Consider the following 25,104-nt stretch of genomic DNA (forward strand, 5'->3'; position numbering starts at 1 on the left):
TCGCCGAAGTACCCGTTGCCTTCGACCATCCAGCCGACCATCGGTCGGCGCTACCACACCCCAAGTAGACTCCATGGCCAAGATCGTAGTGACCGGCGGCAAGCCGCTGCACGGTGAAGTGAACATTTCCGGCGCCAAGAACGCCGTCCTCCCCATCCTGTGCGCGACCCTGCTGGCCGATGCGCCGGTGGAAATCACCAACGTGCCGCACCTGCATGACGTGGTGACCACGGTGAAGCTGCTCAGCGAGCTGGGGGCCAAGGTCACCATCGACCAGGGCACGCTGTCGCGCGGCAGCGCGATCGTGGTCGACCCGCGCCCGGTCAACCAGCATGTGGCCCCGTATGAGCTGGTGCGCACCATGCGCGCCTCGATCCTGGTGCTGGGCCCGCTGCTGGCCCGCTTCGGCGCGGCCGAAGTGTCGCTGCCCGGCGGCTGCGCGATCGGCTCGCGCCCGGTTGACCAGCACATCAAGGGCCTGCAGGCGCTGGGTGCGGAGATCGTCGTCGAGAACGGCTTCATCAAGGCGCACGCCAAGCGCCTGAAGGGCGCGCACTTCACCTTCGACATGGTCAGCGTGACCGGCACCGAGAACGTGCTGATGGCCGCCGTGCTGGCCGAAGGCACCACGGTGCTGGACAACGCGGCGATGGAGCCGGAAGTCACCGACCTGGCGCACTGCCTGATCGCGCTGGGCGCGAAGATCGAAGGCCTGGGCACCGCCCGGCTGGTGATCGAAGGCGTCGAGCGCCTGTCCGGTGGCCGCCATGAAGTGCTGCCCGACCGCATCGAAACCGGCACCTTCCTGGTGGCAGCGGCGATGACCGGCGGCAAGGTCACGGTCAACCGTGCCCGCCCGAACACGATGGACGCGGTGCTGGCCAAGCTGATCGAAGCCGGTGCGAAGATCGACACCACCGACGACAGCATCACCCTGGACATGCAGGGCAAGCGCCCGCGCGCGGTCAACCTGACCACCGCGCCGTACCCGGCGTTCCCGACCGACATGCAGGCGCAGTTCATGGCGCTCAACTGCGTGGCCGATGGCGTGGGCGTGATCAACGAAACGATCTTCGAAAACCGTTTCATGCACGTCAACGAACTGCTGCGCCTGGGCGCGGACATCCAGGTTGAAGGCCATACCGCGATCGTGCGCGGTGCCGAACAGCTCAGCGGCGCGCCGGTGATGGCCACCGACCTGCGCGCGTCGGCCTCGCTGATCCTGGCCGGGCTGATGGCCGACGGTGACACCACCATCGACCGCATCTACCACCTGGACCGCGGCTACGAGAACATCGAAGAGAAGCTGTCGTCGCTGGGCGCCACCATCCGGCGCATCGCATGATCCTGCGCGGCCAGTTCACCCGCCGCCGCAAGGCGCTGCTGATCCTCGTGCTGGTGGTGCTGGGCTGGCTGGCCTATGCCTGGTATGCCGATATCGCCATCACCCAGGGCCTGGAACAGCAGGACATGGACTGGAACGGCGATGGCACGGTCAGCCGCACCGAGGTGCTGCAGGCGTTCTACGCGGTCGGGGTGACCACCACCGTGGAAGGCAACCGCCATTGCCGTTCGTTCTATTGGCGCAAGACCGGCGAGCAGATCCGCGTGGACTGCAAGACGGTGTTCCAGGCCGAAACACCGGCGAAATGAAAAAACGCCCGCAGTCGCGGGCGTTTTTTTGTATCGACCAACGGTCGATACCTACCGGCGATACCACCGGCATGTATCAATGCCACCGGTAGGTACCGACCGTTGGTCGGTACCGGTGGAATCACTTGAACGATTTGATGGTCAGGTCCAGCGCGTCCTTGCCACCTTCGCGCTGCAGCAGCCGCGCCGGCACCGGGAAGTCCTTGACCACCCAGGCGATCAGTTCCTTGTTGCCGTCCACACGCGAAACCTTGGTGGCGTCGTAGGCTTTGCCGCCCACGTTGACCTGTTCCTTGCCGACCACCTTGTAGGTCATCGGCTTGACCCGGCCTTCGTCGACCATGCGGTAGGTCAGCGGCTTGCCGGCGGCCAGGTCGCGGGCGATTGCCAGGTTGATCAGCAGTGCGTCCATGTCGCCGGTCTTCAGCGCCACCGGGCCGGCACGGTCGGGCTTGATGTCGCCGGTCCAGGTAGCCTGGTTCTTCGTCCAGTCGTAATTGGCCTGCACGTTGCGCTTCTTCACCAGCAGCACCGAGCTGTCCTTGCTGCTGAGCGGGCGCAGGCGGCCGTTGGCTTCTTCGAACACGGTGTTCTGGCTGAGCGTGGCCATCGGGCTGCGCACGTCCAGGCTGTACGTCCAGGTGTTGCCGTCGGCCTTGGCCAGGGTCATGGTGCCCGGGGCCTGCACGCCCATGTAGTTGGCCTGGTACTGCGCGGTGAACGGCTCCATCGCCATCGCCGGCAGGGCGATGACGGCCAGCGCGCCGGCTGAGATCCAGGACAGGGGGCGGGTCGGAATGCTCATGCTCAAACTCCTTGGTATTCGATCAGGCGCAGGTCGATCCGATCCTGACCGTCTTCGCGTTGCAGGATGCGCACCGGGGTGGGAACCCCGTTGGCGATCCAGAGGATGGTTTCATCGTTGCCGCCGTTGGTGCGATACACCCGCAGCGCGTTGTAGGAAAGCTCGCCGACCTCGACGTTCTCGGTGTCCGGTGCGGCCTGGTAGTCATGCTGGCGCACCCTGCCCATGTCCGCATAACGGTAATGCATCTGCCCGCCCGGGCGCGCATCGCGCATGATCGCAAGATTCAGCAGCAGTGCGCTCTGGTCGCCCGGCTGCAGCGGAACCGGCTGGGTGCGTTCCTTCTTCAGGTCGCCCACCCACTGTGCGGTACCGGCCTTCCAGTCGTAGGTGCCGGTGACCTTCTTGCCCATGAACAGGCCCTTGCGCACGGTGGCCTGGCTCAGCGGCACATAGGTGGCGCCGTGCTTCTCGAACACGGTGCTCTGTTCAATGTTCAGGCCCAGCACGCTGGCAAAGCCGCGCCGGCCCACCACCTGCATGTCCACGCGCCACTGGTCGCCACCGGTGTGAGTGACGCGCATGGTCGCATCGCCGGCTTCCTTGCCCTTGTACAGGGCCTGGTAGGTGGCGGTGAACGGCTCCAGCGCGGGTGCCTCCCAGCTACTGGGTGGCGGCAGCACCGGCAGTTCCGGCGGGGTGGGTTCCTGCGCCTGCGCGATCGCCACCGTGCACAGCAGGGAGGCGAGCAGCACCAGCGGTTTGGACAGAGTGGTTTTCATGCGCGCGCGGATGCGGGGGATAGGGGAGGATGCCAGCGGCCGGGTCAGCGGCGCGTGTGCGCCGCAGTCAGGGGGACAGCTGTCCGGCGCAATCTAGGCGCAGGGGACTGAACAGGGGGTGGCCGTCAAGCGCCAGCTGACCGTCGCGTTCAGTTACGCGGCCGGCCACCAGCCACTGCAGGCTGGCGATCAGTAACGGGTGCTCCACCGCCAGCACGCGCTGGGCCAGCTGTTCGGCGGTATCGCCGGGCAGTACCGGCACCCGCGCCTGGGCCAGCACGGTGCCGGCGTCCAGTTCGGGCACCACGAAGTGCACGCTGGCGCCGGCTTCGGCATCGCCGGCCTCCAGCGCGCGGGCGTGGGTGTGCAGGCCCTTGTAGAGCGGCAGCAGCGACGGATGGATGTTGACCAGCCGGCCGGCAAACCGCTGCACGAAGGCTTCGCCGAGGATGCGCATGTAGCCGGCGCAGACCACCCAGTCCGGCGCGAAGGCGGCCAGCGCGTCGCCCATCGCGGCGTCGAAGGCGGCGCGGTCGGCGAAGTCCTTGGGCGAGCGCGCCCAGCGGCGCTCTTGCGCGACCTTCTGCAGTGCCGTGGCCTCTGGCTTGTCCGACAGCACCGCCACCACCTCGGCGTCGAGGGTGCCGGCGGCGATGGCATCGACAATAGCCTGCAGGTTGCTGCCACGGCCGGAGGCCAGCACCGCGATGCGGCTGGGTGAACTCATTTCAGTACGTTCCGCTTGAGCAGGGGCCAGGTGAGCAGCGCGCCCACCGTCGCCAGCAGCATGTCCGCATGGGCATCCCACAGGTCGCCCTGCTGGCCGTTGTACGACTCGGCAGCCTCGGGAGACAACAACAGGGCGATGCCCCATTCAAACCATTCGTAGACCAGGCTCGAACACATCACCGCCATCACCGCCAGCGCGAAGGCCTGGCCGATACGCAGTGCCGGCCAGGCATGCCGTGCCAGCTGGGTCAGCGCCGGGGTGAAGCAGACGCCGTACAGCAGGTGGATCAGGCGGTCGAAGTGGTTGCGCTTCCAGCCAAAGGCCGTGTTCGGCGACCAGTGCACGACTGCCTGCAGCCATGTGTCATACGGCACGTTGGAATACAGCCAGCGCGCAGCGATGCAGTGGATGGCGATGAAGCCGCAGATGGCGGCAAACGCGCCGCTGCCCAGCGTCCAGCGCCGGTCCACCCACCACAAGGCGACCAGCCCGATCACGGTGAGGCTGCTGTGCAGCCCTTGTTCGACCGGCCACATCGGCTGGATCCAGGTCAGCGCGAATACCGCGAGCACGCCGACGAACGCCGCCTTCTTGCCCGGCGCCATGCGGTCCGCACGGGTCACGCCGGACACGGGCAGGGCACTGCGGTCGCTCATGCCGCGACCGTACCGCCGGAAGCGCTGAAGCTGGCCACCACTTCCGGGCGCATCAGTACGATCAGGGCATACACGCCCAGCGCGATGCCGAGCGCGCCGGCCAGGCAGGCCGCGCCGGCGGCGATCTTGCACAGCTTGTGCGAACGGCGCTCGGCCATGCGCCGCGCGCCGAGGATGTTCAAGGTACCCAGGCCGGCGAAGATCGCGCCGGCGCCGACCATGATCGCCGCCAGCAGGGCCGGCTGGGCGTTGGGGTTGGCGCTGTTGCTTTCGCTGATGTAGCCGCCGGCGGCGCCCAGCAGCAGGATCGGCACCAGCAGCAGTTCCAGCACGCCCAGGATGTAGAAGAGGATCTTCAGGGTATGCAGGTGCGAGGCGACCTGATGCGGTGTCCAGCCGCGCGGGAAGTTCAGCGGCGGGGGTGTGGAAGACATCGGCAGGCCTCAGGCGTGGGCAGTGGGGGAAGCGTCGAAGGCGGGCTTGACCGCCGGCCGCAACAGCACGATCAGGGTGAACACGCCCAGCACCGTGCCCAGCGGCATCAACATGCACGACAAGGCGGCCACGACCAGGCACAGCGTATGCCGCTGCTGGCGGGCCAGGCAGCGCCCGGCATACGCCATGAAGCCGGCCAGGGTCAGCCCGCACAGAATCAGCACCGAGCCGATCACGATGAACAGCCAGCCGAACAGCCGGGTTTCATCAGGCGACGCCGCCCCGCCGTTGCTTTCAATGGGCATCGCGCCGCTCAGCGCAGCGATGCCGATGCCCACATGGATCAGCGGAAACAGCGAGAACAGCGCTGTCAGGCCGGCCACGACGTAATGGAAGATCGACAACAGCCTCAGGTGCGAGGCGTCTTCCAGTGACAGTGGAGAGGTCGGCAGCACGGGCGTGGTCATGGTGGGTTACGTCCGAACAGGGCCTTTACGGGCGGGCGGGTCAGCAGGATCAGCGTGGGCACACCGAGGGCGATGGCCGGGAAGCTCACGCATGACACGCTGGCAGCCACCATGCAGGCGACGTAGCCGCGACGGCGGGCGAGGCAGATTGCCGTGATCAGCAATACAACCGCCATGCCTGCAGGAATTGCTGCGGACAGATAGGGGAACACGTCAGCCCAGGGTGCTGCTGGCCGCGTTTCTGTCGGCATGTCCGCGAAGATGTTGTTGACGATCCACCAGCTCGGAATCGCCCAAAGCAGCAAAAGCGCGGCCAGGATGACATGCAGCCTCGGCAGCCAGCGCAGGAGACGCTGGTCTGTGTGGCTCAGGCCATGGGCATTCGGTGGAACGGGAATCGGTGCATCCATGCGCAACTCCTTCAGTGGAATATCAGCCGATCCGCACGCGTTCGGCGCCGTCGGCCGTGGTGACCTTGCCGATGGTCCACTGCGCCAGGCCCTGGGCCTCGACGGCGGCGGTCACGCTGGCCACCTGGTCCGCGGCGACGATCAGCACGAAGCCGATGCCGCAGTTGAAGGTGCGCCACATTTCGCTGTCGGCCACCGCGCCTTCCTTCTGCAGCCACTGGAACACCGGCGGCAGGGTCCAGGACGAGGCATCGATGTCCAGGCCCAGGCCGTCGGGCACCACGCGGATGATGTTCTCGGTCAGGCCACCACCGGTGATGTGGGCCATGCCGTGGATGGCCGCGCCGTGGCTCTTGAGCAGGGCCAGGATCGGCTTCACGTACAGGCGGGTCGGCGCCATCAGCGCATCGACCAGCTTGACCCCGCCTTCCAGTTCCAGGTCGGCCGGCTGGCCGGCACGGTCATAGATGCGGCGCACCAGCGAGTAGCCATTGGAATGCGGGCCGGACGAGGCGATGCCGATGAGCACGTCGCCCTCAGCGACGCTGGCGCCGTCCTTCAGCTCGCTCTTTTCCACGCCGGCCACGGTGAAGCCGGCCAGGTCGTACTCACCCGGGGCATACATGTCGGGCATTTCCGCGGTTTCGCCGCCGATCAGCGCGCAGCCGGCCTCGGTGCAGCCGTTGGCGATGCCGCCCACGACCGCCGCGGCGGTGTCGATGTCCAGCTTGCCGGTGGCGAAATAGTCCAGGAAGAACAGCGGCTCTGCGCCCTGCACCAGCACGTCGTTCACGCACATGGCGACCAGGTCGATGCCGATCGTGTCGTGGCGGCCCAGCTGTTGTGCCAGCTTCAGCTTCGTGCCAACGCCATCCGTACCCGACACCAGCACCGGCTCGCGGTACTTGCTGGAGAGGTCGAACAGCGCCCCGAACCCGCCCAGGCCACCCATCACCTCGGGCCGGAAGCTGCGCTTCACCAGCGGTTTGATGCGCTCGACCAGTTCGTTGCCCGCGTCGATGTCGACGCCGGCGTCGCGGTAGGTGAGGGGGGAGGGGTTGGACGGGGAATTGGTCACGGGCGTCGGCGCTGCGCTGGGGTGAAAGCGGGATTTTAACAGGCCACGTTGGCGCGCAGGCCCTATTCGGGCAACAATTCCCCCCGGATACGCTCAATGGAAGTCCTGATGCGCCGCAGCCTCTTTGTAATGATGTTCCTCGCGCTGTGCCTGCCGGTGGCCACGATGGCCCAGAGCGGCCTGCGTACCGAAGGCGACGTGGCCACGGCCAGCGGAGCCTACGAGGCCGAAGTGCCGGTCAACAGCCAAGGCGAGTCCGACCGCAACGGGGCCTTGGCCCGCGCGCTGGGCAACGTGCTGACCAAGCTGTCGGGCGACCGCAGCGTGCTGTCCCGCCCGGGCGTGATGCAGGCCCTGCGCGATGCCAGGAACTACGTGGCCAGCTATGACTACCGCCAGGACCAGAGCACCTCGGCCAGCGGCGCCCCCAGCTACCGCACCATGCTGGTGGCCCGGTTCCGCCAGGACGACGTGGACGGGCTGATTTCCGCGCTGGGCCTGCCGCTGTGGCCGCAGCCGCGGCCCAAGCCGGTGATCTGGCTGGCCATCGATGACGGCTCCGGCCCGCGGTTGGTCACGGTGCAGCAGGCCAATGCGGCCCGCCCGTTGCTGAACCGGGCCATCGAGCGCGGCTTCAAGCTCGGCCTGCCGACCGGCAGTGCGGCCGAGCAGGCCGTGGTCGGCTCGATCTGGCGCCAGGACACCGCGGCCGTGGCCCGCGCCTCCTCGCGCTACGCCCCGCCGATGCAGCTGGTCGGCAAGCTCTACCGCGACAGCACCGGTGGTTGGGTCGCGGACTGGGTGTTCGTGGACGGCGGCAAGGAACTGAACAAGTGGACGGTCAAGGACAGCGACGCCCGTCGCGCGATGTCCAGCGGCGCCGACGGCGCGGCTGACGCGCTGGTCAAGCGCTACGCCAAGGCCGGTGCCGCCACCGGCGCGGCCGGCACCTACACCATCGCCGTGACCGGGGTGGACAGCGCCGAGGACTACATGCGCCTGGCGGCCGGCCTGCGCGAGAACCCGGTGGTGCGCAACATCACCCCGCTGCGCGCCTCGGGCAACCGCCTGGAGCTGTCGCTGGAGATGACCGCCGGCCTGGCCGGGCTGAACCGCATGCTTGGCGAGAACGGCGTGATCGTGCCGCTGGCCCCGCTGCCCGTGCCTATCGATGAAGACGCGGCCCCGGGCACCCCGCCGCCGCCCGCCAGCAATGAGTACCGCCTGCGATGATCCTCACCCCGGAAGCCGAGATCGCGCAGTTCCTGCGCCGCGTCAAGTACATCCTGTTCGCGCTGGCGGTGGGTTGGGTGGTGTGGCTGCTGGCCCCGATCCTGACCCCGTTCGTGCTTGCCCTGGCGCTGGCCTGGCTGGGCGACCCGCTGGTGGACCGCATCGAGGCCAACGGCCGCTCGCGCAACACCGGCGTGGTACTGGTGTTCGTGGCCATGGTGCTGGTGATCACCGCCGCGCTGCTGATCCTGGTGCCGATGATCGAACGCCAGATTTCCACCCTGATCGCGGCCATTCCGCAGGCCCAGCAGTGGCTGATGGAGAAGGGTATTCCGTGGTTCGAGCAGAAGACCGGCATGGAAATCATGCCGTGGCTGGAACCGGACCGGCTGATCGAATGGGTGCGCAGCCATTGGGAACAGGCCGGCGGCTTCGCCAAGACCTTCTTTGGCTACGTGTCGCGCTCCGGCTTTGCGATGGTGACCTGGGTGGTCAACATCCTGCTGCTGCCGATCCTGGCGTTCTATTTCCTGCGCGACTGGGACAAGCTGGTCGAGCGGGTGGCCTCGACCATTCCGCGCAACCATGTGGGCACCATCAGCAAGCTGGCGCGTGAATCCAACGAAGTGCTGGGCGCGTTCATCCGCGGCCAGTTCCTGGTGATGGTCGCGCTGGGTCTGATCTACGCCATCGGCCTGTCGCTGGTGGGCCTGAAGCTGGGCCTGTTGATCGGCCTGATCGCCGGCCTGATCAGCTTCATTCCGTACCTGGGCGCCACCACCGGCATCGTCATGGCGGTGCTGGCCGCGCTGGTCCAGGCGCAGGGCTTCGACCTGAAGCTGCTGATCCTGGTCGGCGTGGTGTTCACCGTGGGCCAGCTGCTGGAAAGCTACGTGCTCACCCCGCGCATCGTGGGCGACAAGATCGGCCTGCACCCGGTGGCGGTGATCTTCGCGGTGATGGCCGGTGGCCAGCTGTTCGGCTTCCTGGGCATGCTGCTGGCGCTGCCGGTGGCGGCGGTGAGCAACGTGCTGCTGCGCTATGCGCACCTGCGCTATCGCGAGAGCGAACTGTATGCCGGCGAGAAGACCGCGATCGTGCTTGATTCGTACATCGACAAGCCGACCCTGATCGTCGATGCGCCGAAGGGCCCGGACCTGAAGTGAGCGTAGTGCCGCAGCTGCCGCTTGCCCTGCGTTACCCGCAGGACGAGCGACTGGAAACCTTCATCGGCGCGCCCGATGGTGCGCTGGCGCAGCTGCGCGCCATTGCCGTGGGCGACGACCCGCACTGGGTGTACCTGGAAGGGGCGGCGGGCACCGGCAAGACCCACCAGGCGCTTGCGATGTGCTCGCTGGCCGAACAGGCCGGGCGCCAGCCGACCTACCTGCCGCTGAAGGCGGTGGTGGGGCGCACCCGCGCTGCGCTGGTATCGCTGGAAGGCCGCGACCTGGTGGCGCTGGATGGGCTGGATGCGGTGGCCGGCAACCGCGACGACGAAGTGGCGCTGTTCGATTTCCATAACCGCGCGCGCAGTGCGGGCATCACCTTGATGTACACCGCGCAGCACGCGCCGGACCAGCTGGGGCTGGTGCTGCCGGACCTGCGCTCGCGCCTGCAGCAGTGCGTGCGCGTGGTACTGCAGCCGCTGGATGACGAAGGACGCGCGGCCGTGCTGCGCGAGCGTGCGGCGCGGCGGGGGTTGTCGATTGATGAGGCGGCCATCGAGTGGCTGCTGACCCGCACCGGGCGCGAGCTGGGCAGCCTGGTGAGCCTGCTGGACTGGCTGGACCGGGAGTCGCTCGCCGCGCAGCGTCGCATTACCGTGCCGTTTCTGCGGCAGGTGGTGGAAGAAGGGTCGCACCGGTTGTGATGACGCGCGGCTTCGGCCGTGGTCATGCGTCTGTCGCACCGATGGGCGGTATCGGCGGTTGATCGGAATCCAACCCTACCGCAGGGTCGCGTCCAGATCTGCCAAGCGTTCCGGCGTGCCTACGTCGGTCCATTTTCCGCGATGATGCTGCCCGGTTACCCGGCCGTTTGCCATCGCGTGGCGCATCAGCGGGGCAAGGCCGAACTGCGGCGGGTTCGCTGAGGCGCCCTCCGTCGCGCCGATGACCTCGCGCCATCCGTCGAGAATCGAAGGGCGATACACGCCAACGCCGGCGTACGTCAGCCGCAGTGCATCGCCTTCATCACTGACCGTGCCATCCGCGCGCAGGATGAAATCCCCGCGCGGGTGCTGCACCGGGTTGTCGACCAGCACCAGGTGCGCATCGCCCTCTGGTTGCCGTGGCAACGTGGCGACATCCACATCGGTCCACACATCGCCGTTGATCACCAGGAACGGCGCATCGCCCAGCAGTGGCAGCGCATTGAGGATGCCCCCACCGGTCTCCAGCGGCACCGCGCCTTCATCGATGAAATGCAGGCGCAGGCCCCAACGATCCCCATTGCCCAGCGCCGGTTCGAACTGGTCGCCCAGCCACGAGGTGTTGATCACCACCTCGCTGAAACCGGCCGCCGCCAACCGCTCCAGGTGCCACACGATCAGCGGTTTGCCGCCTGCCACCAGCAACGGCTTGGGCGTGGAGAGCGTGAGCGGGCGCATGCGCTCGCCCTTGCCGGCGCTGAAGATGATCGCCTTCATGCGCGGCTGGACACCGGCAATGCCAGCGCGGCCATCGCCGGCTTGATCCGTTCCTGCAGCAGGGTGTTCAACCCGGCGAGTTCCGGATGGCGCGGCAGCACTTCATCCAGGTAGCGGATGAAACGCGGCGCGTCGGCGAAATAGTGGCCCTTGCCGTCGCGGTCGCGCAGGCGTACGAACAGGCCCAGGATCTTCAGGTGGCGCTGCACGCCCATCCAGTCGGCATCGCGCAGGAACTGCGGCCACGGCCGCACTGGCAAGCCTGCCGCCAGCGCCTGCGCGTGGTAGCGCGCCAGCCAGGCATCCACGCGCGCCAGCGGCCAGCTCAGAAACGCATCCTTGAACAGGCTCACCGGGTCGTAGGCAATCGGTCCACGTACCAGGTCCTGGAAATCCAGCACGGCCGGGCCGGGTTCGGTCGGCATCAGGTTGCGCGGCATGAAGTCGCGGTGGGTGAGCACCTGCGGCTGCTGCAGCGCGTTGTCCATCAGCCGGCGATGCGCCAGTTGCAGCGTTTCAAGCTCACCGCAGTCCAGCTGCAGGCCCAGGTGGCGCTGCAGGAACCATTCGTCGAACAGCCCGGCATCGCGCTGCAGCAGGGCCTCGCCGAACGACCCCATGCCCTCGGGAACGGGAATCTGCTGCAGGCGGATCAGCTGCGCGAAGGCGGCATCGAACCATACGTCGGCATTGGCGTCATCGATGTGCCGGGCCAGGGTCGGGCCGCCGAGGTCTTCCAGCAGCAGGAAGCCCTGTTCCTCGTCGCGGGCCAGTACGCGCGGTACGCGCACGCCGTTGGGTTCCAGCAGGTCATGCATGCGCAGCCACGGGCGTACATCCTCCAGCCCTGGCGGCGAATCCATCACGACGTGGCTGCCGTGCACGCTGGTGGCGCGCCAGTAGCTGCGGAAGCCGGCGTCCACCGACGCCCGGTCCAGGTGCAGGTCGGGGTCGCCCAGCGCGGCGCAGGTCCACTGCCGGCGAAGCTCGGCGCGCAGCGGGTCGGAAGCAGGATCGTTCATGGACAGGTACGTCGAAGCGGCGCCCTGCGGCGCTCGGGAAGAAGGGGGGAGTGCGTTCAGCGCTTGCTGCTGAACAGGCGGAGCAGGGCCAGTACCGCAATGGCGCCCAGGATCGCGCCGATGAAGCCGGCCGGTTCGCCGCGCGCATACCAGCCCATGTACTGGCCGAACCAGCCGGCCACCAGTGCGCCGACGATGCCCAGCACGATGGTCAGCAGGCAGCCCATGCGGTTGTTGCCGGGCATCACGAAGCGCCCGAGCAGGCCGACCACGAAGCCGACCAGGATGATGTAGAGCCAGCTGGTGCTGCCGAACAGACCATTCATTGCGCTGTTTCCCGCAGAAGATTGACGCAGCCTACCAAGGGCAGGCTGCGTCCGTCATCGTCGCTATCAGCAGCAGCCGTGGCCGCCGTGGCGGGTGCCGCTGTCGGCGGCCACCGGGGAACCGCTGGTTTCACCGCGCAGGCTGGCTGCGTAGTGCTCGCTGATCACCTTGGACACGCACGAGGTGACGCGCTTGCCCATCGGGATGTGCAGGAACTCGTTCGGGCCGTGCGCGTTGGAATGCGGGCCGAGCACGCCGGTGATCATGAACTGCGCGCCGGGGAACTTCTCGCCCAGCATGCCCATGAACGGAATCGAGCCGCCTTCGCCCATGTACATCGCCGGCTTGCCGAAGAAGGTCTGGCTGGCCTCGTCGATCGCCTGGGTCAGCCACGGCGCCATCGCCGGAGCGTTCCAGCCCGAGGAGGCCTTCTCCAGGTCCAGCTTCACTTCCGCGCCGTTCGGCGGGTCGCGCAGCAGGGCTTCCTTCAGCAGTTCACCGCAGGCCTTGCCGTCGGCGGTCGGCGGCAGGCGCAGCGACAGCTTCACCGCGGTATGCGGGCGCAGTACGTTGCCGGCCGAGGCCAACGGCGGCATGCCGTCCACGCCGGTCACCGACAGCGCCGGGCGCCAGGTGCGGTTGAGCACCAGTTCGGTGAGGTCGTCGTTCATCGGCTTGAGGCCGTCGACCATCGGGAACTTCTCGAAGATTTCGGTATCCACCACCTCGGCAGCGCGCTTGGCCTGGGCCTGGCGCTCTTCCGGAATCTCCACGTGCATGCCGTCGAGCAGGATGCGGCCGGTCTTTTCGTCTTCGATGCGCGACAGCAGCTGGCGCAGCAGGCGGAAGCTGGACGGCACCACGCCGGAGGCATCGCCCGAATGCACGCCCTCGTTGAGCACCTTCACCGAGAAGTTGCCGCCGGTCAGGCCGCGCAGCGAGGTGGTGCACCACAGCTGGTCGTAGTTGGCGCAGCCCGAATCCAGGCACACCACCAGCGATGGCTTGCCGATGCGGTCGGCCAGGTGGTCCACGTAGGCCGGCAGGTCGTAGCTGCCCGATTCCTCACAGGCTTCGATCAGCACCACGCAGCGCGCGTGCGGCAGGTTCTGTTCCTGCAGCGCCAGCACCGCAGCCAGCGAGCCGAAGATGGCGTAGCCGTCATCGGCGCCGCCGCGGCCGTACAGCTTGTCGCCGCGCAGCACCGGCACCCACGGGCCGAGGTCGTCGTCCCAGCCGGTCATTTCCGGCTGCTTGTCCAGGTGGCCGTACAGCAGCACGGTGTCGTCGCCGGTTTCGGCGCCGGTGGCGGGAATTTCCAGCAGCAGCAACGGGGTGCGGCCTTCCAGGCGCACCACTTCGACCTTCAGGCCCGGCAGCTTCTGCGCCTTGGCCCAGGTTTCCATCAGGGTGACGGCCTGCTCCATGTAGCCGTTCTCGACCCAATTGGCGTCGAACATCGGCGATTTGTTGGGAATGCGGATGTATTCGACCAATTGCGGAACGATCTCGCTGTCCCACTTTTCACTGACGAATTGGCCGAGCTTGGCGCTGTCCATCTGGTACTCCGAATGCATGTGGCTGATCCCGCCATTCTACGCCTGAGCAGGGGGTAGGGATTTCCCTACACCACGTCAGGTATTTAGCTGGCTGTGTGAAGGTGATGTGGACGATAGGCTGTGTGTATGTGGCGAGGGACACTGACTGCTCCGACGGGATGCCGGCAGCGGTCGGTCCGACGTCACAGGGAGCTACACGGTGGGGCCTTGGTTTTCGTGGAAGGCGCTTGCGCTGGCACTGCTGTTGACCGGAACCGCTTCGGCGGCCGACCGCATCAACATCAATACGGCAGATGCGTCGACGCTGCAGCAGGGATTGACGAACGTGGGGCCCCAAAAGGCCCAGGCGATCGTGGCGTACCGGCGACAACACGGACCTTTCCTCCGGGTCGAGGACCTGGCACGGGTGAAAGGAATAGGGACAGCAACGGTCGAACGGAATCGACGACGGATGACGGTGGGGGCCATGGCGGCGCCCACGGTGGCACCGCCCAGGAGGGCAGTGTCGGCACCCGTACCAAGGCGCTGACACAACAGGATGGGTCGCGACCGGCATGACGCCGGTCACGGTAGCCAGGCAGGAGCCGGCCACCTCGACAGCCGCAGGGACGGGGCACGCAGGGACGCAGCGCGGAGGGATTGGCGCGGATCCACCAGGACGGTGGCATCCATACCCGGGAAGGGGAGGGATGGCGGAACAACATACGGCCGAGTGCATGGAGCATGGCCGGCACCCACACTGGGCAGGACGCACAGGGGGAAGGCGGGATGCCGACAAGGACGTGACGATTGCCCGGTCCGCACAGGGATGTGTGACCGGGCAATTTTGTTTGGGGCTTTGGCGGGTTTCAACGTTTGCGGTGATCATGCGTAGCGACACGCCATGCGTGTCTTCGACCCACCCGAAGGAAGGCCACATGCTCACACGTCGCACGCTGTTGACCCACATCGCCGGTTCGCTGATCGCCGTCATGGCACTCCCGGCGTGGTCCGCGCCCGAGCCTGCCAGCCCCACCGATCTCAAGCCCGGCCAGTTCCTCTGGCATCCGGAAATCTCGCCGGCCGGCCCGATCGTGCTGGTGGTCAGCCTGGATGAGCAGCGTGCCTACGTGTACCGCAACGGCATTGCCATCGGCCTGAGCACGATCAGCTCGGGCAAGGCCGGGCATGAAACGCCGACCGGGGTGTTCACCATCCTGCAGAAGGACAAGGACCACAAATCCAACCTCTACAACAGCGCGCCCATGCCCTACATGCAGCGGCTGACCTGGGACGGCATCGCGCTGCACGGCGGCAACCTGCCCGGGCATCCCGCCTCGCACGGCTGCGTGCGCCTGCCCCAGGCTTTCGCGCAGAAGCTGTTCGGCGAAACCAAGCGTGGCGATACCGTGGTGGTGGCCGACGCCAAGAGCGCGCCGATGACGCTGGCCTACCCGGCGGTGCTGGCCCCGGTGAACAGCGTGGGCAAGACCCTGCTGGAAACCACCGGTGCACCGGACCAGTACTGGAATGACAGCGCCGCACCCTCGGGCCAGGTGGGCATCCTGGTCAGCCTGCACGACCAGCGCCTGTACGTGCTGCGCGACGGCGTGCTGATCGGCGAATCGCGACTGGAGGCCAAGGCGCTGCCGGCGTTCGAGGGCACCACCCTGTTCGTGATGCAGGACGGCTATTCGGATGCCGCCAGCCCGCTGGATGCGACGCAGAAGCTGCACAAGTGGACCGCCTACCCGCTGCTGGGGCAGAGCGCCGGCAATGCCAGCCCGGACCTGCTGGCCACGCCCAGCCTGCCCATGGCGCTGCCGCCGTCCTTCGCCGCGCAGCTGTACAAGGTGCTGGTGCCGGGCACCACGCTGCTGGTGACCAGCCTGCCGGCGGTTCGCCCGGTGGCGGATGAACAGAACCTGCAGCCGGTCTTGGAATCCGACGCGGGCGGGGCCACCTTGTAGGGATGGCCCTGCCGGTACCGCGTTGATGCGTTCCATTCCCGTTTCGATTGCCACCGTTGCCCTGTGCGGGCTGGCGCTGACCGCGTCGGCTGGCCGCGCCCGTGCGGCGACCACGCCTCCGCCCCGCATGCTGCCGCCGGCCCAGCTGGCCGACATGCTGGCGCGCGCGGCGCCCAATGCGGACCGCAAGGTGCTGCAGTTGGCCGCCAACGCGATGACCTGCGCCCTGCGCCGGCCGGAGCTGGGCGTGGATCCGGGCCGCTTGAGCGTGATTGATTACTCGCGCCCGTCCACCGAACAGCGCATGTGGGTGTTCGACCTGGCCCACCAGAAGCTGCTGTTCGAGGAGTGGGTCGCCCATGGCCGCAACAGCGGCGGCAACGCCACCGAACGCTTCTCCAACCGCGATGGCAGTTTCATGTCCAGCCTGGGCGCGTTCACCGCCAAGGAAACCTACATGGGCGGCAATGGCTATTCGCTGCGCCTGGAAGGTCTGGAGCCGGGCTTCAACGACAAGGCGCGCGACCGCGCCATCGTCATCCACGGTGCGCCGTACGTGAACCCCACCATCGCCCGGCTGCAGGGCCGGCTCGGCCGCAGCCTGGGCTGCCCGGCGGTACGCCTGACCGTGGCGAGGCCGCTGATCGACAGCCTGCGCGGCGGCGCGATGGTGTTCGCCTACTACCCGGACAAGGAGTGGCTGGCGCGCTCGCAGCTGCTGGAAGCGGACTGCGGCGGCAAGCCCGGCTGAGGCACAATGGCGGCATGTCGACCGCCACCGCATTGAGCGCTGCCACGCGCGTCATTCCCAGCTTTGAATACCGCCGCGAACGCTGGCGCAATGGACTTGGCTGGACCCGCGAAATCCTGCGCGTGCCGGACAGCGAAGAGTGGCAGGTACGCTTGTCGATTGCCGAGATCGAGCAGGATGCGGCGTTCTCGTCGTTCCCCGGCATCGACCGCGAACTGGTCCTGCTGCGCGGCGAAGGGCTGCGCCTGCGCTTTGCCGATGGCGCGCTGCATACGTTGCTGCCACCCCACGATCGCCTGCGCTTTGACGGCGAAGCGGAGATCCATGGCGAGCTGGTGGATGGGCTCACCCATGACTTCAATCTGATGTGGCGGCGTGACCAGGTCGATGCCGAACTGCTGCACCGCCCGCTGGTGGGCAGCATGTTCTTCTTCACCGAGCCGGGCACGGCGTGGGCGGTCCACCTGTTGGCGGGGCAGGCGGAGTTCGAGGGCGAGCCGGAACTGCCGCCGCTGCAGCAGGGCGACACCGCGTGGCTGGCGGCAGGACCGCGCCGCCGCTACGCATTGCGCGGTGGCGGTGAGCTGCTCGCCATCCGCCTGGACCAGCGCGGTCAATAAACGTCGCGGCGGTAGCGGCCGGCGACGATCAGGGCTTCTTTTCCTTCGCGGCCCAACGCCTGTTCGATCACCGCGTCCACTGCCGGTGCCATGCCCTGCAGGCTGCCGCAGACCAGGATCGTGGCGCCGTCGCGGACCCACTGGCGCAGGGTGTCCAGCTGCGCGAGCAGGCGGTCCTGCACGTAACGGTGCTCGCCGCCGTCGCGGCTGAACACCGTATCCAGCCGCGCGATCATGCCGTCACGCTGCCAGCGCTGAAGGTCTTCCTTGAAGTAGAAATCGTGCGTGGCGGTACGCTCGCCGAACAGCAGCCAGTTGCGACCGGCGCCAAGGTCCACCCGCGCACGAAGGTGCGCGCGCAGCCCGGCAATGCCGGTGCCGTTGCCGATCAGGATCAGTGGTGCGTCCGGCGCGGGTGCGTGGAAATTCGGGTTGCCGCGGAAGCGCAGGTCGATGCGCCCACCCAGCGCCGCGTGATCGCACAGCCAGCCGCTGCCCAGCCCCGGCGTGCCATCCGGGCGCAGCAGCCGGCGCAACAGCAGCAGCACGTGGCCTTCGCCCGGCATGCTGGCAATGGAATATTCGCGGTGCGGCAACGGCTTGAGCGTGGCCACCAGTGCCATGTCATCGGCCGGTACCGCATCGGGCAGCACCGGCAGGTGCGAGCGCGCCAGCCAATCGCGCAGCGGCTGCCCGTCGACCATCGCTGCGCCATCGCGTGCATGCGTGGCCAGCCAGGCATCGACCTCGACCGGACTGTGCTGCGGACCAATCTCCGCCACATCACCGGCCTGCCACGCCGGCAGCACGCCATCGGCCGGCACCAGGCTCACCCGCCACGTCGCCGCGCCGGGGCTGCCGGGGTTTTCCTGGCGGCGCGACTGCAGCTGCCAGGGCTGGTACTGCGCCGGCGCCCAATCGGGCAGCTCGGTGGCGTTCCCGCCAAGCTGGCCCAGCAGCTGCTGCCAGTGGCGCAGGGCGGCCGGGTCGGCGTTGTCCACTTCCACCGTGTCGAACAGCGGGTGCGCGCCGTGCTGGCGCAGCCACGCATCGAGCTGGTGGCCGAACGCGCAGAAGTGCCCGTAGCTGCGGTCGCCCAGTGCCAGCACACCGTAGTGCAACTGCGGCAGTGCCATGTCCTGCGGCATCACGCGGCGCAGGAAGGGCAGGGTGTGGTCGGGTGGATCGCCTTCGCCGGTGGTGCTGGCGATCAGCAGCACCCGGGTGGTCTGCTGCAGCAATGCGGCGTCCACCTGGTGCAGGCCGCGCACGCGCACCGGTACCCCGGCCGCGCGCAGGACCTCGGCGCTGCGCTCGCACAGCTGCTGGGCGAACCCGGTCTGGCTGGCCCAGACCAGCAGCGTCGGTGCTTCGCCGGCGGCGCTGCCAACATCGTCGCGGGTTCGGCCGCGCCACCACAGCAGCGCGCACAGCGCGGCGTAGGCGGTGAGGGTGCCTGCCGCCCAACGCCAGTGCGAGGCCAGTGGCGCGGCCAACCACCAGTCTTCCTGCAGATGCAGGCGTAAGAGCAACCACGCCAGTACGGCCAGCAGGGCCGCCACCAGCACATTGCCCACTACCGCGCGCGACGGGCTGCCTTTCATGCAGCGGCATCCTGTTCGGTGAGCAGCGCGGTAAACGCCGTGCTCAAGTGTTCTTCGATGCCCTGCGCAGTGCGGGTGATGAAGCGTGCGGCGAGCGCGTTGGCATTGGCGAACGCAAGCCCTTCCTGCGCGCCCATCACCGTCAACGCGGTGGCCCATCCATCGGCGTGCATGGCGTGCTGGGCGACCACGGTCACCGCGGCCGCCGTGCGGCTGACCGGCGCGCCCGCGCGTGGATCCAGCGTATGGCTGTAGTGCGTGCCATCCTCGACGAACTGGTGCCAGCGATCACCGGAGGTGGCAACGGCCAGATCGTCCAATGCCAGCACCCGCGGCGGATGCGCGAGTTCTGCTTCTTCTTCGGGACCTGCTTCGACCAGGACACGCCACGGCTGCCCATCGGGCTTGCGCCCATAGCCGTGCAGCTCGCCGCCCACCTCCACCAGTGCCGCCGCAATACCCTGGCTGCGCAGCCAACGGCTCACCAGGTCCACCGCAAAGCCCTTGGCGATGGCCGAAAGATCCAGCTCCAGTCCACCCGGCTGCAGCAGGTGGCCGTCATGCCAGTGCAGCCGCTGCCAACCGCAGCGTGCCTGCGTGGCCGCCAGCCGGGCAGCATCGGGAACGCGTTGGGCGTGTGCGTGCGCACCGAACCCCCACAGCGCGACCAGCGGGCCGACCGTGGGATCGAACGCCCCCTCGCTGCGCCGGGCGATATCGAGCGCGCAGTCGATCACCTCGGCGAACAGGCCGGGCAGCGGCAGCGACGTGCCGGCCGCTGCGCGGTTGAACGCGGCGATGTCGCTGGCCGCTTCCCAGGTGCTCATCTGCGCGACCACCGCATCCAGCTGCGCCTGGATGCCCGCATGCAGCGGGTGCAGATCGCGGCCGGGCGTGGTGGTCAGTTTGACCTGCCAGGTGGTGCCCATGGTGTGGCCACCGAGGCTGGCGATGTCGTGCAGGGTGGACATGATTACAGCGGCAGCACTTCCAGCGTGGCGACGTAGTTCAGGCGGCGGGTCTTGGCCTGCTTGAGCGTGGTCTTCTTGTCTTCGCTGCTGGTTTCCAGCCAGTACATGCCGGCTTCGGGCCAGGTGACCGAGAACTCGCCCTTCTTGTCGCTGGTGACCTTGATCTCTTCCTGGGCGTTGCGGTAACGCGTGCCGCCACGGGTGATCTCGAAGGCCAGGCCGGCGCGCGGCTTGCCGTCGACCAGCACGCGGAACCTGGCTTCTTCGCCGGCGGCCAGGTCGTTGGGGTGGCCCACGGCGACCAGCTCGATGCCCGACTTCGTCGGCGCCAGCGCGGTGCTGTTCGGGGTGCCGTTGGTGACGAAGGTTTCGATGCGGTTGACCGACTGGCTTACCTGCAGCTTCTTGGCCTTCTTCGGCACTTCAGTGGCGAAGGTCGCCACGGTGCCGCGCCAGCGCTTGGGCTTGCCGTCTTCTTCCCAGCTGGCCGACAGGCCGTTGTTGACCGAGGCCAGGCGGTAGGTGCCCTGCTGGGTCAGCTCGACATCGAACACGCTGCGGAACTTGCCGGTGGAGGCGTTCTGCGGCTGCACGGTGCTGCCGTCCGGTGCGGTGATGACCAGGCTTTCCAGGCGCAGCGGCACGTGGTTGAAGTAGAACAGGTCGTTGGACACCGCCGCATCGACGGTGATCCACGGATGGTCACCGGCGATCACGGTCTGCGAGGGCTGCAGCCAGGCCTTGTGGGCCAGGGCGGAGAACGGAAGGGCGGCGGCCAGGGCGGCGGCTAGGACGAGCGAGCGCTTCATCAACAACTCCATGTACAGGTTAAGGGTGCCCTCGACGGGGAGGGCAGTGGAACATCAGGGCTTGGACGACAGCGTGACCAGGCCCAGCTCGGTGCTGCCCTGGGCCTTGCCGGTCTGCGGCGCGGTGGCCGGCCAGGTGAAGGGAATCTTGACCAGCTCGCGACCGCCGACTTCGCGTACCACTTCCACCACCAGCGTGTAGTTGCCCGGTGCCAGCGCCTTCAACGCCGGCTGCCTGTCGGTGAACGACAGCGCGTGGGTGCCGGCCGGCTTGGTCGGCCCGGTCACGCCGTCCACCGGCACCTTCAGCTCGCGGCCGCTCTTGCGCCACCACTGGCGCAGGTCGGGCAGCCACTTGGTGCCGTGGCCTTCGCTGTTGCCGGTCTGCTGGTACCAGACCGCCAGGTTGGCGGCGACCTTCTGGTCGGCGCCTTCCAGCCACACCGCCACATACGGGCGGTGGTACTCGGCCACGTTGAGCTTGGGCACCTCGACGTTGATGTCCAGGGTGGTGGCATAAGCCGGCGAGGTGGCCAGCAGGCCGCTCAGGGCGATGGTGAGGGTGACGCGCATGGTGCGGCTCCGGGAAGGTGAAGGGCGAAGGAAGTCAGTGGATCAGGATCAGGGCGATCAGCAGCGGCACCATCAGGCCCAGGCCCACCAGCGGCCAGGTCATGCGGCGCTGGCGGGCATGCAGGTGCAGCAGGAACAGGCCGGTGATGCAGAACACCAGGCAGGCCACGGCGAACACATCCAGGAACCAGCCCCAGGCCGGGCCGGCATTGCGGCCCTTGTGCAGGTCGTTGAAGTAGGACACCCAGCCGCGCGAGGTGGCTTCGTATTCCACCGCGCCGCTTTCGCGGTCGATGCTCAACCAGGCGTCGCCGCCGGGGCTGGGCATGGAGAGATAGATTTCCTCGGCGGACCATTCGGCCGGGCGACGGCCGATGGAAATGCCCAGTTCGCGGTCCAGCCAGCGCACGGCCGGGCGCGGCACCGGGGCATTGCCGTCGGTGCGGTCGCCCAGCTGGCCCAGCAGCTCGGCCGGCAGTTCCAGCTGGCGGTTCACCACCTGCGGCGTCGCCTCGATCTTCGCCGCATGGTTCAGCGTGATTCCCGTGGCGGCGAACAGCAGCATGCCGATCAGGCACACCGCCGAGCTGATCCAGTGCCACTGGTGCAGGGTGCGCAGCCAGAAGCCACGGCTCTGTTGCTGCTGCACGGCGGAAGGGGGAGCGCTGGTGGCCACGGTCACGGCAGGAAGACGAATAGCCAATTACACCATTGATGAGAATGGTTCGCAATTATTGGTCGCGCGATGCCGGTCTGCGGCGTGTGCCGACCAACGGTCGGCACCTACCGGTGTGCGTGGAGTGCCCGGTGTGCGTGGGGCGCCCGGTGTGCGTGGGGCGCCCGGGGTGCGTGGGGTGGCCGGTGTGCCTGAGGCGCCCGGTGTGCGTGGGGGTGCCCGGGGTGCGTGGGGCGCCCGGTGTGCCTGGGGCGCCCGGTGTGCGTGAGAGCCGGTAGCGCCCGACCGTTGGTCGGGCGGCGGCGCGCAGCGCCGGGACTTCAGAACGCCGCGTTCAACGAAATCCAGTAACTCCGACGCTGGTCCTTCGTCGCGTAATCATCCACGCAGTTGTACTCACTGTCGCTGATCAACACGCACGACTGCGAGACGAAGTCTTTGTCGAACAGGTTGTTGACCCGCGCGTTCACCGTCAGCCACTCGTTGATGTTCCAGCTGCCGCCCAGGTGGAAGATCGTGTAATCGTCGTAATACCGCACCTGCGACGAACTCACACCGGCGACGTTGCTCACCAGCGTGTCGCGGTACCGGTCATAGCGTCCTTCGCCGATCAACGACAGGCTCACCGCCTCACTGACCTGCCAGTTCAGGCTGGCATTGGCCATGTGCTTGGCGGGATTGCCGGCGATCGGTTGGCCGTTCGCGGCGCCGCTGGTCTGCTCGGACTTCGTATACGTGTAGTTGCCTCGCAGCTGCAGGTTCTGCAGCAGGTCCACATGCGCTGCCGCCTCGATACCACGCGTCTCGGCTGTATCGATGTTCACGCTCTGGCTGAAGGTGCTGTAGCCCAGCGCCGCCCAGCCCGGGCCCACGTCCACGCAGTAGCCGCCGCCGACCGGTGCCACTTCGCAGTTCGGGAAGGTGCCGCCGCTGGCGATCTTGTCGTCGAACTTGTTGAGGAAACCGGTGACGTTGAAGCCCCAGCGCTCGCCCTCGTAGTACGAGGCGATTTCATAGTTGGTGCTGGTCTCGGGCTGCAGGTTCGGCGAACCCACCAGCGGCAGCACGCCCTGGCCGCCGAACCCGGTGACGCCGGGGAACAGCTGGTCCGGGCGCGGGGTCTTGTAGCCGGTGCTCACGCCACCCTTGAAGGTCCAGGCGTCGCTGGCGTTCCACACCACGTAGGCCCGCGGGCTGAGGTGGCTGCCGAAGATGTTGTGGTCGTCATAACGCACGCCCAAGGTGGCGGTGAGCGCGTCGGTGAGTGCCCAGTTGTCCTCGGCGAACACCGACCACATGCGGTGCTTCTGCTTGACGTTGTCGCGGTAGCCGGCGCCGTCCATGCCGAACACGCCGTCGATCATGTCGGTGTCGGTGTACTGGCCGCCCAAGGTCAGCTTGTGCGCGTCGAAACTCATGTCCAGCATGGTGTCCAGCACGTGGCCTTCCAGCTCCATGGTACGCAGCGGGCGTGGCAGGAATGCTTCCAGGCGTGCCATCTCGGCGGGGTTCAGCGCGGCGAGACCGTTGCGGGCGCCGGCGGCGCAGTTGTTGGCCGCGCCGGTGCGGTGGCACACGTCGTTCCACAGCGTCTGCAGGTCGGCGCGTTCGTCCAGGGTCAGCGGCAGCGAACGCCCCAGGTTGTTGCTTTTGGTGTGGGTCAGCGTGGTCTGCCAGGTACCGAATGCATAACGGCCCTGGTGGGTCAGTGCCAGCTGGTCGCGCTCGTAGCGCTGGTAGGCGGTGTAGCCCACGCGCGGCTGCACCACGCGGCGGGTGATGGTGCCGGTGCCGTTCGGGTTCGGAATGGTGGCATTGCCCACGCGCCAGAGGCTGGCAGCGCTGTCCAGCGTGCCGGTCTGGCCTTCGCTGTTGTCGTACTTCTGGCGCGAGACGTCGTAGTCCAGCGACAGGTCGTGGTCGTCGTTGATCGACCAGCTCAGGCGCACGCCGGTGTTCCAGTTGGTGTTGGCCACCGCCTTGCCACCACCGCCGAAGCCGATGCTGCGTTCCCACAGCGTGCCGTCGGGCAGGGTCAGTGCTTCCCATTCCGGGTTGGAGGCCTTGGCATCGTAGTAACTCCCGCGCACGGCTACGTCCAACCGTTCCTTCACCAGCGGGCCGGTGAGGTACACGTCGGTGGTGCGTGCATCGCCGAACTGGTCGTCCTGCTGCACGGTGAAGCCCTGGGTGACCGAGCCGTGCCAGCTGCCCTGGTTGCGACGGGTGATGATGTTGATGACCCCGCCCATGGCATCGGAGCCGTACAGCGTGGACATCGGGCCACGCACCACTTCAATGCGCTCGATCGCATCCAGCGGCGGCAGGTAGGCGAACTGGCCGCCGCCGAAGTTGTTCGGGTACAGCTGGCCCACATTGCTCTGGCGGCGGCCGTCGATCAGCACCAGCGTGTACTCGGACGGCATGCCGCGCATGGAGATGGTGGCGCGGCCGTTCTTGTCGGTGGTTTCCATGCCCACGTCGATGCCTTCCACGTCGCGCAGCGCATCCACCAGGCTGGTGTACGGGCGCTTGGCCAGTTCCTCACGGCTGACCACGCTGATGCTGGCCGGGGCGTCGGTGATCTTCTGTTCGAAGCCCGAGGCGGTGACCACCACCTGGTCCAGGGTCTTGGGGTCGCCCGCGACATCGCCGGCGGCGAAGGCGGGGGCGCTGAGCGCGCCCAGCAGGGCAACGCTCAACGAGCAGCGGGACAGGGACGTGCGACGACGATGGCGCTGGGCCATGGGAAGTACCTCGAAAAGGATGCGAACGCGGGAACGCCGTGGCCGGCGGCCGCAGCGCAATCGAAAAATCGTCAGGGGGCCTGCAGTGCAGGCAGCAGCGGCGCCCGGCGGCGGTCGTGCAGGCGCAGCGACGCGGACGCGGGCGGGATCAGCCCTGCGGGGGCGCCTGGCCGCGCTGGACGCGCAACCCGGGGGCCGCCGGCAGCGGTGTTGCCGGAGCGGAATCAATGGTGGGGACGACCTGCGGCGGCAGCTCGGCCAGGGTGGCCATCAGTACATCCAGCGAATCGGTCAGCGGCGGCGTGGCCGCCGGGCGGGCACTGGCCATCCGGCGTGGCTTGGCCGGGGTTTCTTCCTGCAGGCGATTCTCGCCGCCGGGACGTTCTTCGGCGGGCTGCTGCAGCACCAGCGCGGCGGTGCCGGGCAGGCGCTGTTCCAGCAGCGGCAGCGTGCCCAGCAACATCGAGAGCAGGGCCAGCCACGCCAACACCGTCGCCAACGCCGGGCGCTGCCCGCGCATGGCGGGGGCAAAGCTGCGATGGCGGTGGGGGTGGCGCAAGGTGATATCCCTGTCGGAGCACGCCAGCAGGTCTGGCG

The 25,104-nt window shown here is 67.8% G+C and carries 28 protein-coding genes; 9 read left to right on the forward strand and 19 right to left on the reverse strand.

The genetic code is table 11. The annotated features are described in order from the left end of the window. Window positions 1-73: 73 nt before the first annotated feature. Both murA and SOM39_RS14745 read left to right on the forward strand, forming a co-directional pair. Complete coding sequence (gene murA, locus SOM39_RS14740; RefSeq protein WP_320458749.1) at window positions 74-1,345, forward strand: UDP-N-acetylglucosamine 1-carboxyvinyltransferase; 1,272 nt, start codon at window positions 74-76, stop codon at window positions 1,343-1,345. Continuing rightward, window positions 1,342-1,653, forward strand: coding sequence for an EF-hand domain-containing protein (locus SOM39_RS14745; protein WP_320458750.1), 312 nt, complete (start codon window positions 1,342-1,344; stop codon window positions 1,651-1,653). Before murA ends, SOM39_RS14745 begins: the two co-directional genes overlap by 4 nt. A 121-nt stretch (window positions 1,654-1,774) precedes the next feature. On the opposite strand, the gene SOM39_RS14750 is transcribed toward SOM39_RS14745, so the two are convergent. From SOM39_RS14750 to purM, 8 genes are all read right to left on the reverse strand, one after another. Further along, entirely contained in the window at window positions 1,775-2,458 is a 684-nt protein-coding gene (locus SOM39_RS14750; protein WP_320458751.1) for a DUF3108 domain-containing protein, read from the reverse strand. A 2-nt stretch (window positions 2,459-2,460) separates the two neighbouring features. Continuing rightward, the gene (locus SOM39_RS14755) at window positions 2,461-3,240 is read right to left on the reverse strand and encodes a DUF3108 domain-containing protein (protein ID WP_095363734.1); all 780 of its coding nucleotides are present in this window, start codon (window positions 3,238-3,240) and stop codon (window positions 2,461-2,463) included. A gap of 67 nt (window positions 3,241-3,307) precedes the next feature. Continuing rightward, window positions 3,308-3,967, reverse strand: a complete 660-nt coding sequence (gene purN / locus SOM39_RS14760) for a phosphoribosylglycinamide formyltransferase (protein WP_320458752.1) — start codon at window positions 3,965-3,967, stop codon at window positions 3,308-3,310. Then, entirely contained in the window at window positions 3,964-4,575 is a 612-nt protein-coding gene (locus tag SOM39_RS14765) for a DUF2238 domain-containing protein (protein WP_320458908.1), read from the reverse strand. Before SOM39_RS14765 ends, purN begins: the two co-directional genes overlap by 4 nt. Window positions 4,576-4,622: 47 nt before the next feature. Further along, on the reverse strand, window positions 4,623-5,060 hold the full coding sequence (locus SOM39_RS14770) for a hypothetical protein (protein WP_320458753.1): 438 nt from the start codon (window positions 5,058-5,060) through the stop codon (window positions 4,623-4,625). Window positions 5,061-5,069: 9 nt separating this feature from the next. Continuing rightward, on the reverse strand, window positions 5,070-5,528 hold the full coding sequence (locus tag SOM39_RS14775) for a hypothetical protein (protein WP_320458754.1): 459 nt from the start codon (window positions 5,526-5,528) through the stop codon (window positions 5,070-5,072). Then, entirely contained in the window at window positions 5,525-5,938 is a 414-nt protein-coding gene (locus SOM39_RS14780) for a hypothetical protein (RefSeq protein WP_320458755.1), read from the reverse strand. The genes SOM39_RS14775 and SOM39_RS14780 overlap by 4 nt, the downstream gene beginning before the upstream one ends. Window positions 5,939-5,960: 22 nt before the next feature. Next, window positions 5,961-7,016: a phosphoribosylformylglycinamidine cyclo-ligase gene (gene purM, locus SOM39_RS14785; protein WP_320458756.1), complete on the reverse strand. Its 1,056-nt coding sequence runs from the start codon at window positions 7,014-7,016 to the stop codon at window positions 5,961-5,963. Window positions 7,017-7,124: 108 nt separating this feature from the next. Here purM and SOM39_RS14790 point away from each other — a divergent pair, with 108 nt between their 5' ends. Genes SOM39_RS14790 through hda form a run of 3 tightly spaced genes read left to right on the forward strand, consistent with a single transcriptional unit; the run spans window position 7,125 to window position 10,122 of the window. After that, the gene (locus SOM39_RS14790; RefSeq protein ID WP_320458757.1) at window positions 7,125-8,249 is read left to right on the forward strand and encodes a DUF2066 domain-containing protein; all 1,125 of its coding nucleotides are present in this window, start codon (window positions 7,125-7,127) and stop codon (window positions 8,247-8,249) included. Further along, complete coding sequence (locus tag SOM39_RS14795; RefSeq protein WP_068849846.1) at window positions 8,246-9,415, forward strand: AI-2E family transporter; 1,170 nt, start codon at window positions 8,246-8,248, stop codon at window positions 9,413-9,415. Before SOM39_RS14790 ends, SOM39_RS14795 begins: the two co-directional genes overlap by 4 nt. Then, complete coding sequence (gene hda / locus SOM39_RS14800; RefSeq protein ID WP_320458758.1) at window positions 9,412-10,122, forward strand: DnaA regulatory inactivator Hda; 711 nt, start codon at window positions 9,412-9,414, stop codon at window positions 10,120-10,122. Before SOM39_RS14795 ends, hda begins: the two co-directional genes overlap by 4 nt. 75 nt (window positions 10,123-10,197) lie before the next feature. Here hda and murU read toward each other — a convergent pair whose 3' ends face one another. The 4 genes from murU to SOM39_RS14820 form a co-directional block, all read right to left on the reverse strand. Further along, entirely contained in the window at window positions 10,198-10,899 is a 702-nt protein-coding gene (gene murU, locus SOM39_RS14805) for an N-acetylmuramate alpha-1-phosphate uridylyltransferase MurU (protein ID WP_320458759.1), read from the reverse strand. Further along, entirely contained in the window at window positions 10,896-11,921 is a 1,026-nt protein-coding gene (locus tag SOM39_RS14810) for an aminoglycoside phosphotransferase family protein (protein WP_068849855.1), read from the reverse strand. Before SOM39_RS14810 ends, murU begins: the two co-directional genes overlap by 4 nt. A gap of 56 nt (window positions 11,922-11,977) precedes the next feature. Further along, window positions 11,978-12,247: a GlsB/YeaQ/YmgE family stress response membrane protein gene (locus tag SOM39_RS14815; RefSeq protein ID WP_068849858.1), complete on the reverse strand. Its 270-nt coding sequence runs from the start codon at window positions 12,245-12,247 to the stop codon at window positions 11,978-11,980. Window positions 12,248-12,313: 66 nt separating this feature from the next. Further along, on the reverse strand, window positions 12,314-13,807 hold the full coding sequence (locus SOM39_RS14820) for a M20 family metallopeptidase (RefSeq protein ID WP_093533374.1): 1,494 nt from the start codon (window positions 13,805-13,807) through the stop codon (window positions 12,314-12,316). 325 nt (window positions 13,808-14,132) lie between these two features. Between SOM39_RS14820 and SOM39_RS14825 the strand changes: the two genes are divergently transcribed. The 4 genes from SOM39_RS14825 (at window position 14,133) to SOM39_RS14840 (ending at window position 17,127) form a co-directional block, all read left to right on the forward strand. Next, window positions 14,133-14,336, forward strand: a complete 204-nt coding sequence (locus SOM39_RS14825) for a ComEA family DNA-binding protein (protein ID WP_414715883.1) — start codon at window positions 14,133-14,135, stop codon at window positions 14,334-14,336. A 388-nt stretch (window positions 14,337-14,724) separates the two neighbouring features. Next, the gene (locus tag SOM39_RS14830) at window positions 14,725-15,756 is read left to right on the forward strand and encodes a L,D-transpeptidase (protein WP_320458760.1); all 1,032 of its coding nucleotides are present in this window, start codon (window positions 14,725-14,727) and stop codon (window positions 15,754-15,756) included. A 25-nt stretch (window positions 15,757-15,781) separates the two neighbouring features. Next, on the forward strand, window positions 15,782-16,507 hold the full coding sequence (locus tag SOM39_RS14835; protein ID WP_320458761.1) for a murein L,D-transpeptidase catalytic domain family protein: 726 nt from the start codon (window positions 15,782-15,784) through the stop codon (window positions 16,505-16,507). A 14-nt stretch (window positions 16,508-16,521) separates the two neighbouring features. Then, the gene (locus SOM39_RS14840) at window positions 16,522-17,127 is read left to right on the forward strand and encodes a HutD family protein (RefSeq protein WP_320458762.1); all 606 of its coding nucleotides are present in this window, start codon (window positions 16,522-16,524) and stop codon (window positions 17,125-17,127) included. Here the strand turns inward: SOM39_RS14840 and SOM39_RS14845 are convergent. From SOM39_RS14845 to SOM39_RS14875, 7 genes are all read right to left on the reverse strand, one after another. Next, a complete protein-coding gene (locus SOM39_RS14845; protein WP_320458763.1) occupies window positions 17,121-18,731 on the reverse strand; it encodes a sulfite reductase flavoprotein subunit alpha in 1,611 nt (536 codons plus the stop codon). The genes SOM39_RS14840 and SOM39_RS14845 overlap by 7 nt on opposite strands. After that, window positions 18,728-19,705 (reverse strand): FAD:protein FMN transferase, encoded by a 978-nt coding sequence (locus tag SOM39_RS14850; RefSeq protein ID WP_414715884.1) that lies wholly within the window; start codon window positions 19,703-19,705, stop codon window positions 18,728-18,730. Before SOM39_RS14850 ends, SOM39_RS14845 begins: the two co-directional genes overlap by 4 nt. Beyond that, window positions 19,705-20,511, reverse strand: coding sequence for a DUF4198 domain-containing protein (locus SOM39_RS14855; protein ID WP_068849875.1), 807 nt, complete (start codon window positions 20,509-20,511; stop codon window positions 19,705-19,707). Before SOM39_RS14855 ends, SOM39_RS14850 begins: the two co-directional genes overlap by 1 nt. A gap of 54 nt (window positions 20,512-20,565) precedes the next feature. Continuing rightward, window positions 20,566-21,084: a DUF2271 domain-containing protein gene (locus tag SOM39_RS14860; RefSeq protein WP_320458765.1), complete on the reverse strand. Its 519-nt coding sequence runs from the start codon at window positions 21,082-21,084 to the stop codon at window positions 20,566-20,568. A 34-nt stretch (window positions 21,085-21,118) separates the two neighbouring features. Next, window positions 21,119-21,760 (reverse strand): PepSY-associated TM helix domain-containing protein, encoded by a 642-nt coding sequence (locus SOM39_RS14865; protein WP_414715885.1) that lies wholly within the window; start codon window positions 21,758-21,760, stop codon window positions 21,119-21,121. Between the two features lie 320 nt (window positions 21,761-22,080). After that, on the reverse strand, window positions 22,081-24,507 hold the full coding sequence (locus tag SOM39_RS14870; RefSeq protein WP_320458766.1) for a TonB-dependent receptor domain-containing protein: 2,427 nt from the start codon (window positions 24,505-24,507) through the stop codon (window positions 22,081-22,083). Between the two features lie 148 nt (window positions 24,508-24,655). Further along, the gene (locus tag SOM39_RS14875; RefSeq protein WP_320458767.1) at window positions 24,656-25,066 is read right to left on the reverse strand and encodes a hypothetical protein; all 411 of its coding nucleotides are present in this window, start codon (window positions 25,064-25,066) and stop codon (window positions 24,656-24,658) included. Between the last annotated feature and the right edge of the window lie 38 nt (window positions 25,067-25,104).

The sequence above is a fragment of the Stenotrophomonas sp. CFBP8994 genome, assembly GCF_034044835.1.
GTDB classification, from domain to species: Bacteria; Pseudomonadota; Gammaproteobacteria; order Xanthomonadales; family Xanthomonadaceae; genus Stenotrophomonas; species Stenotrophomonas rhizophila_A.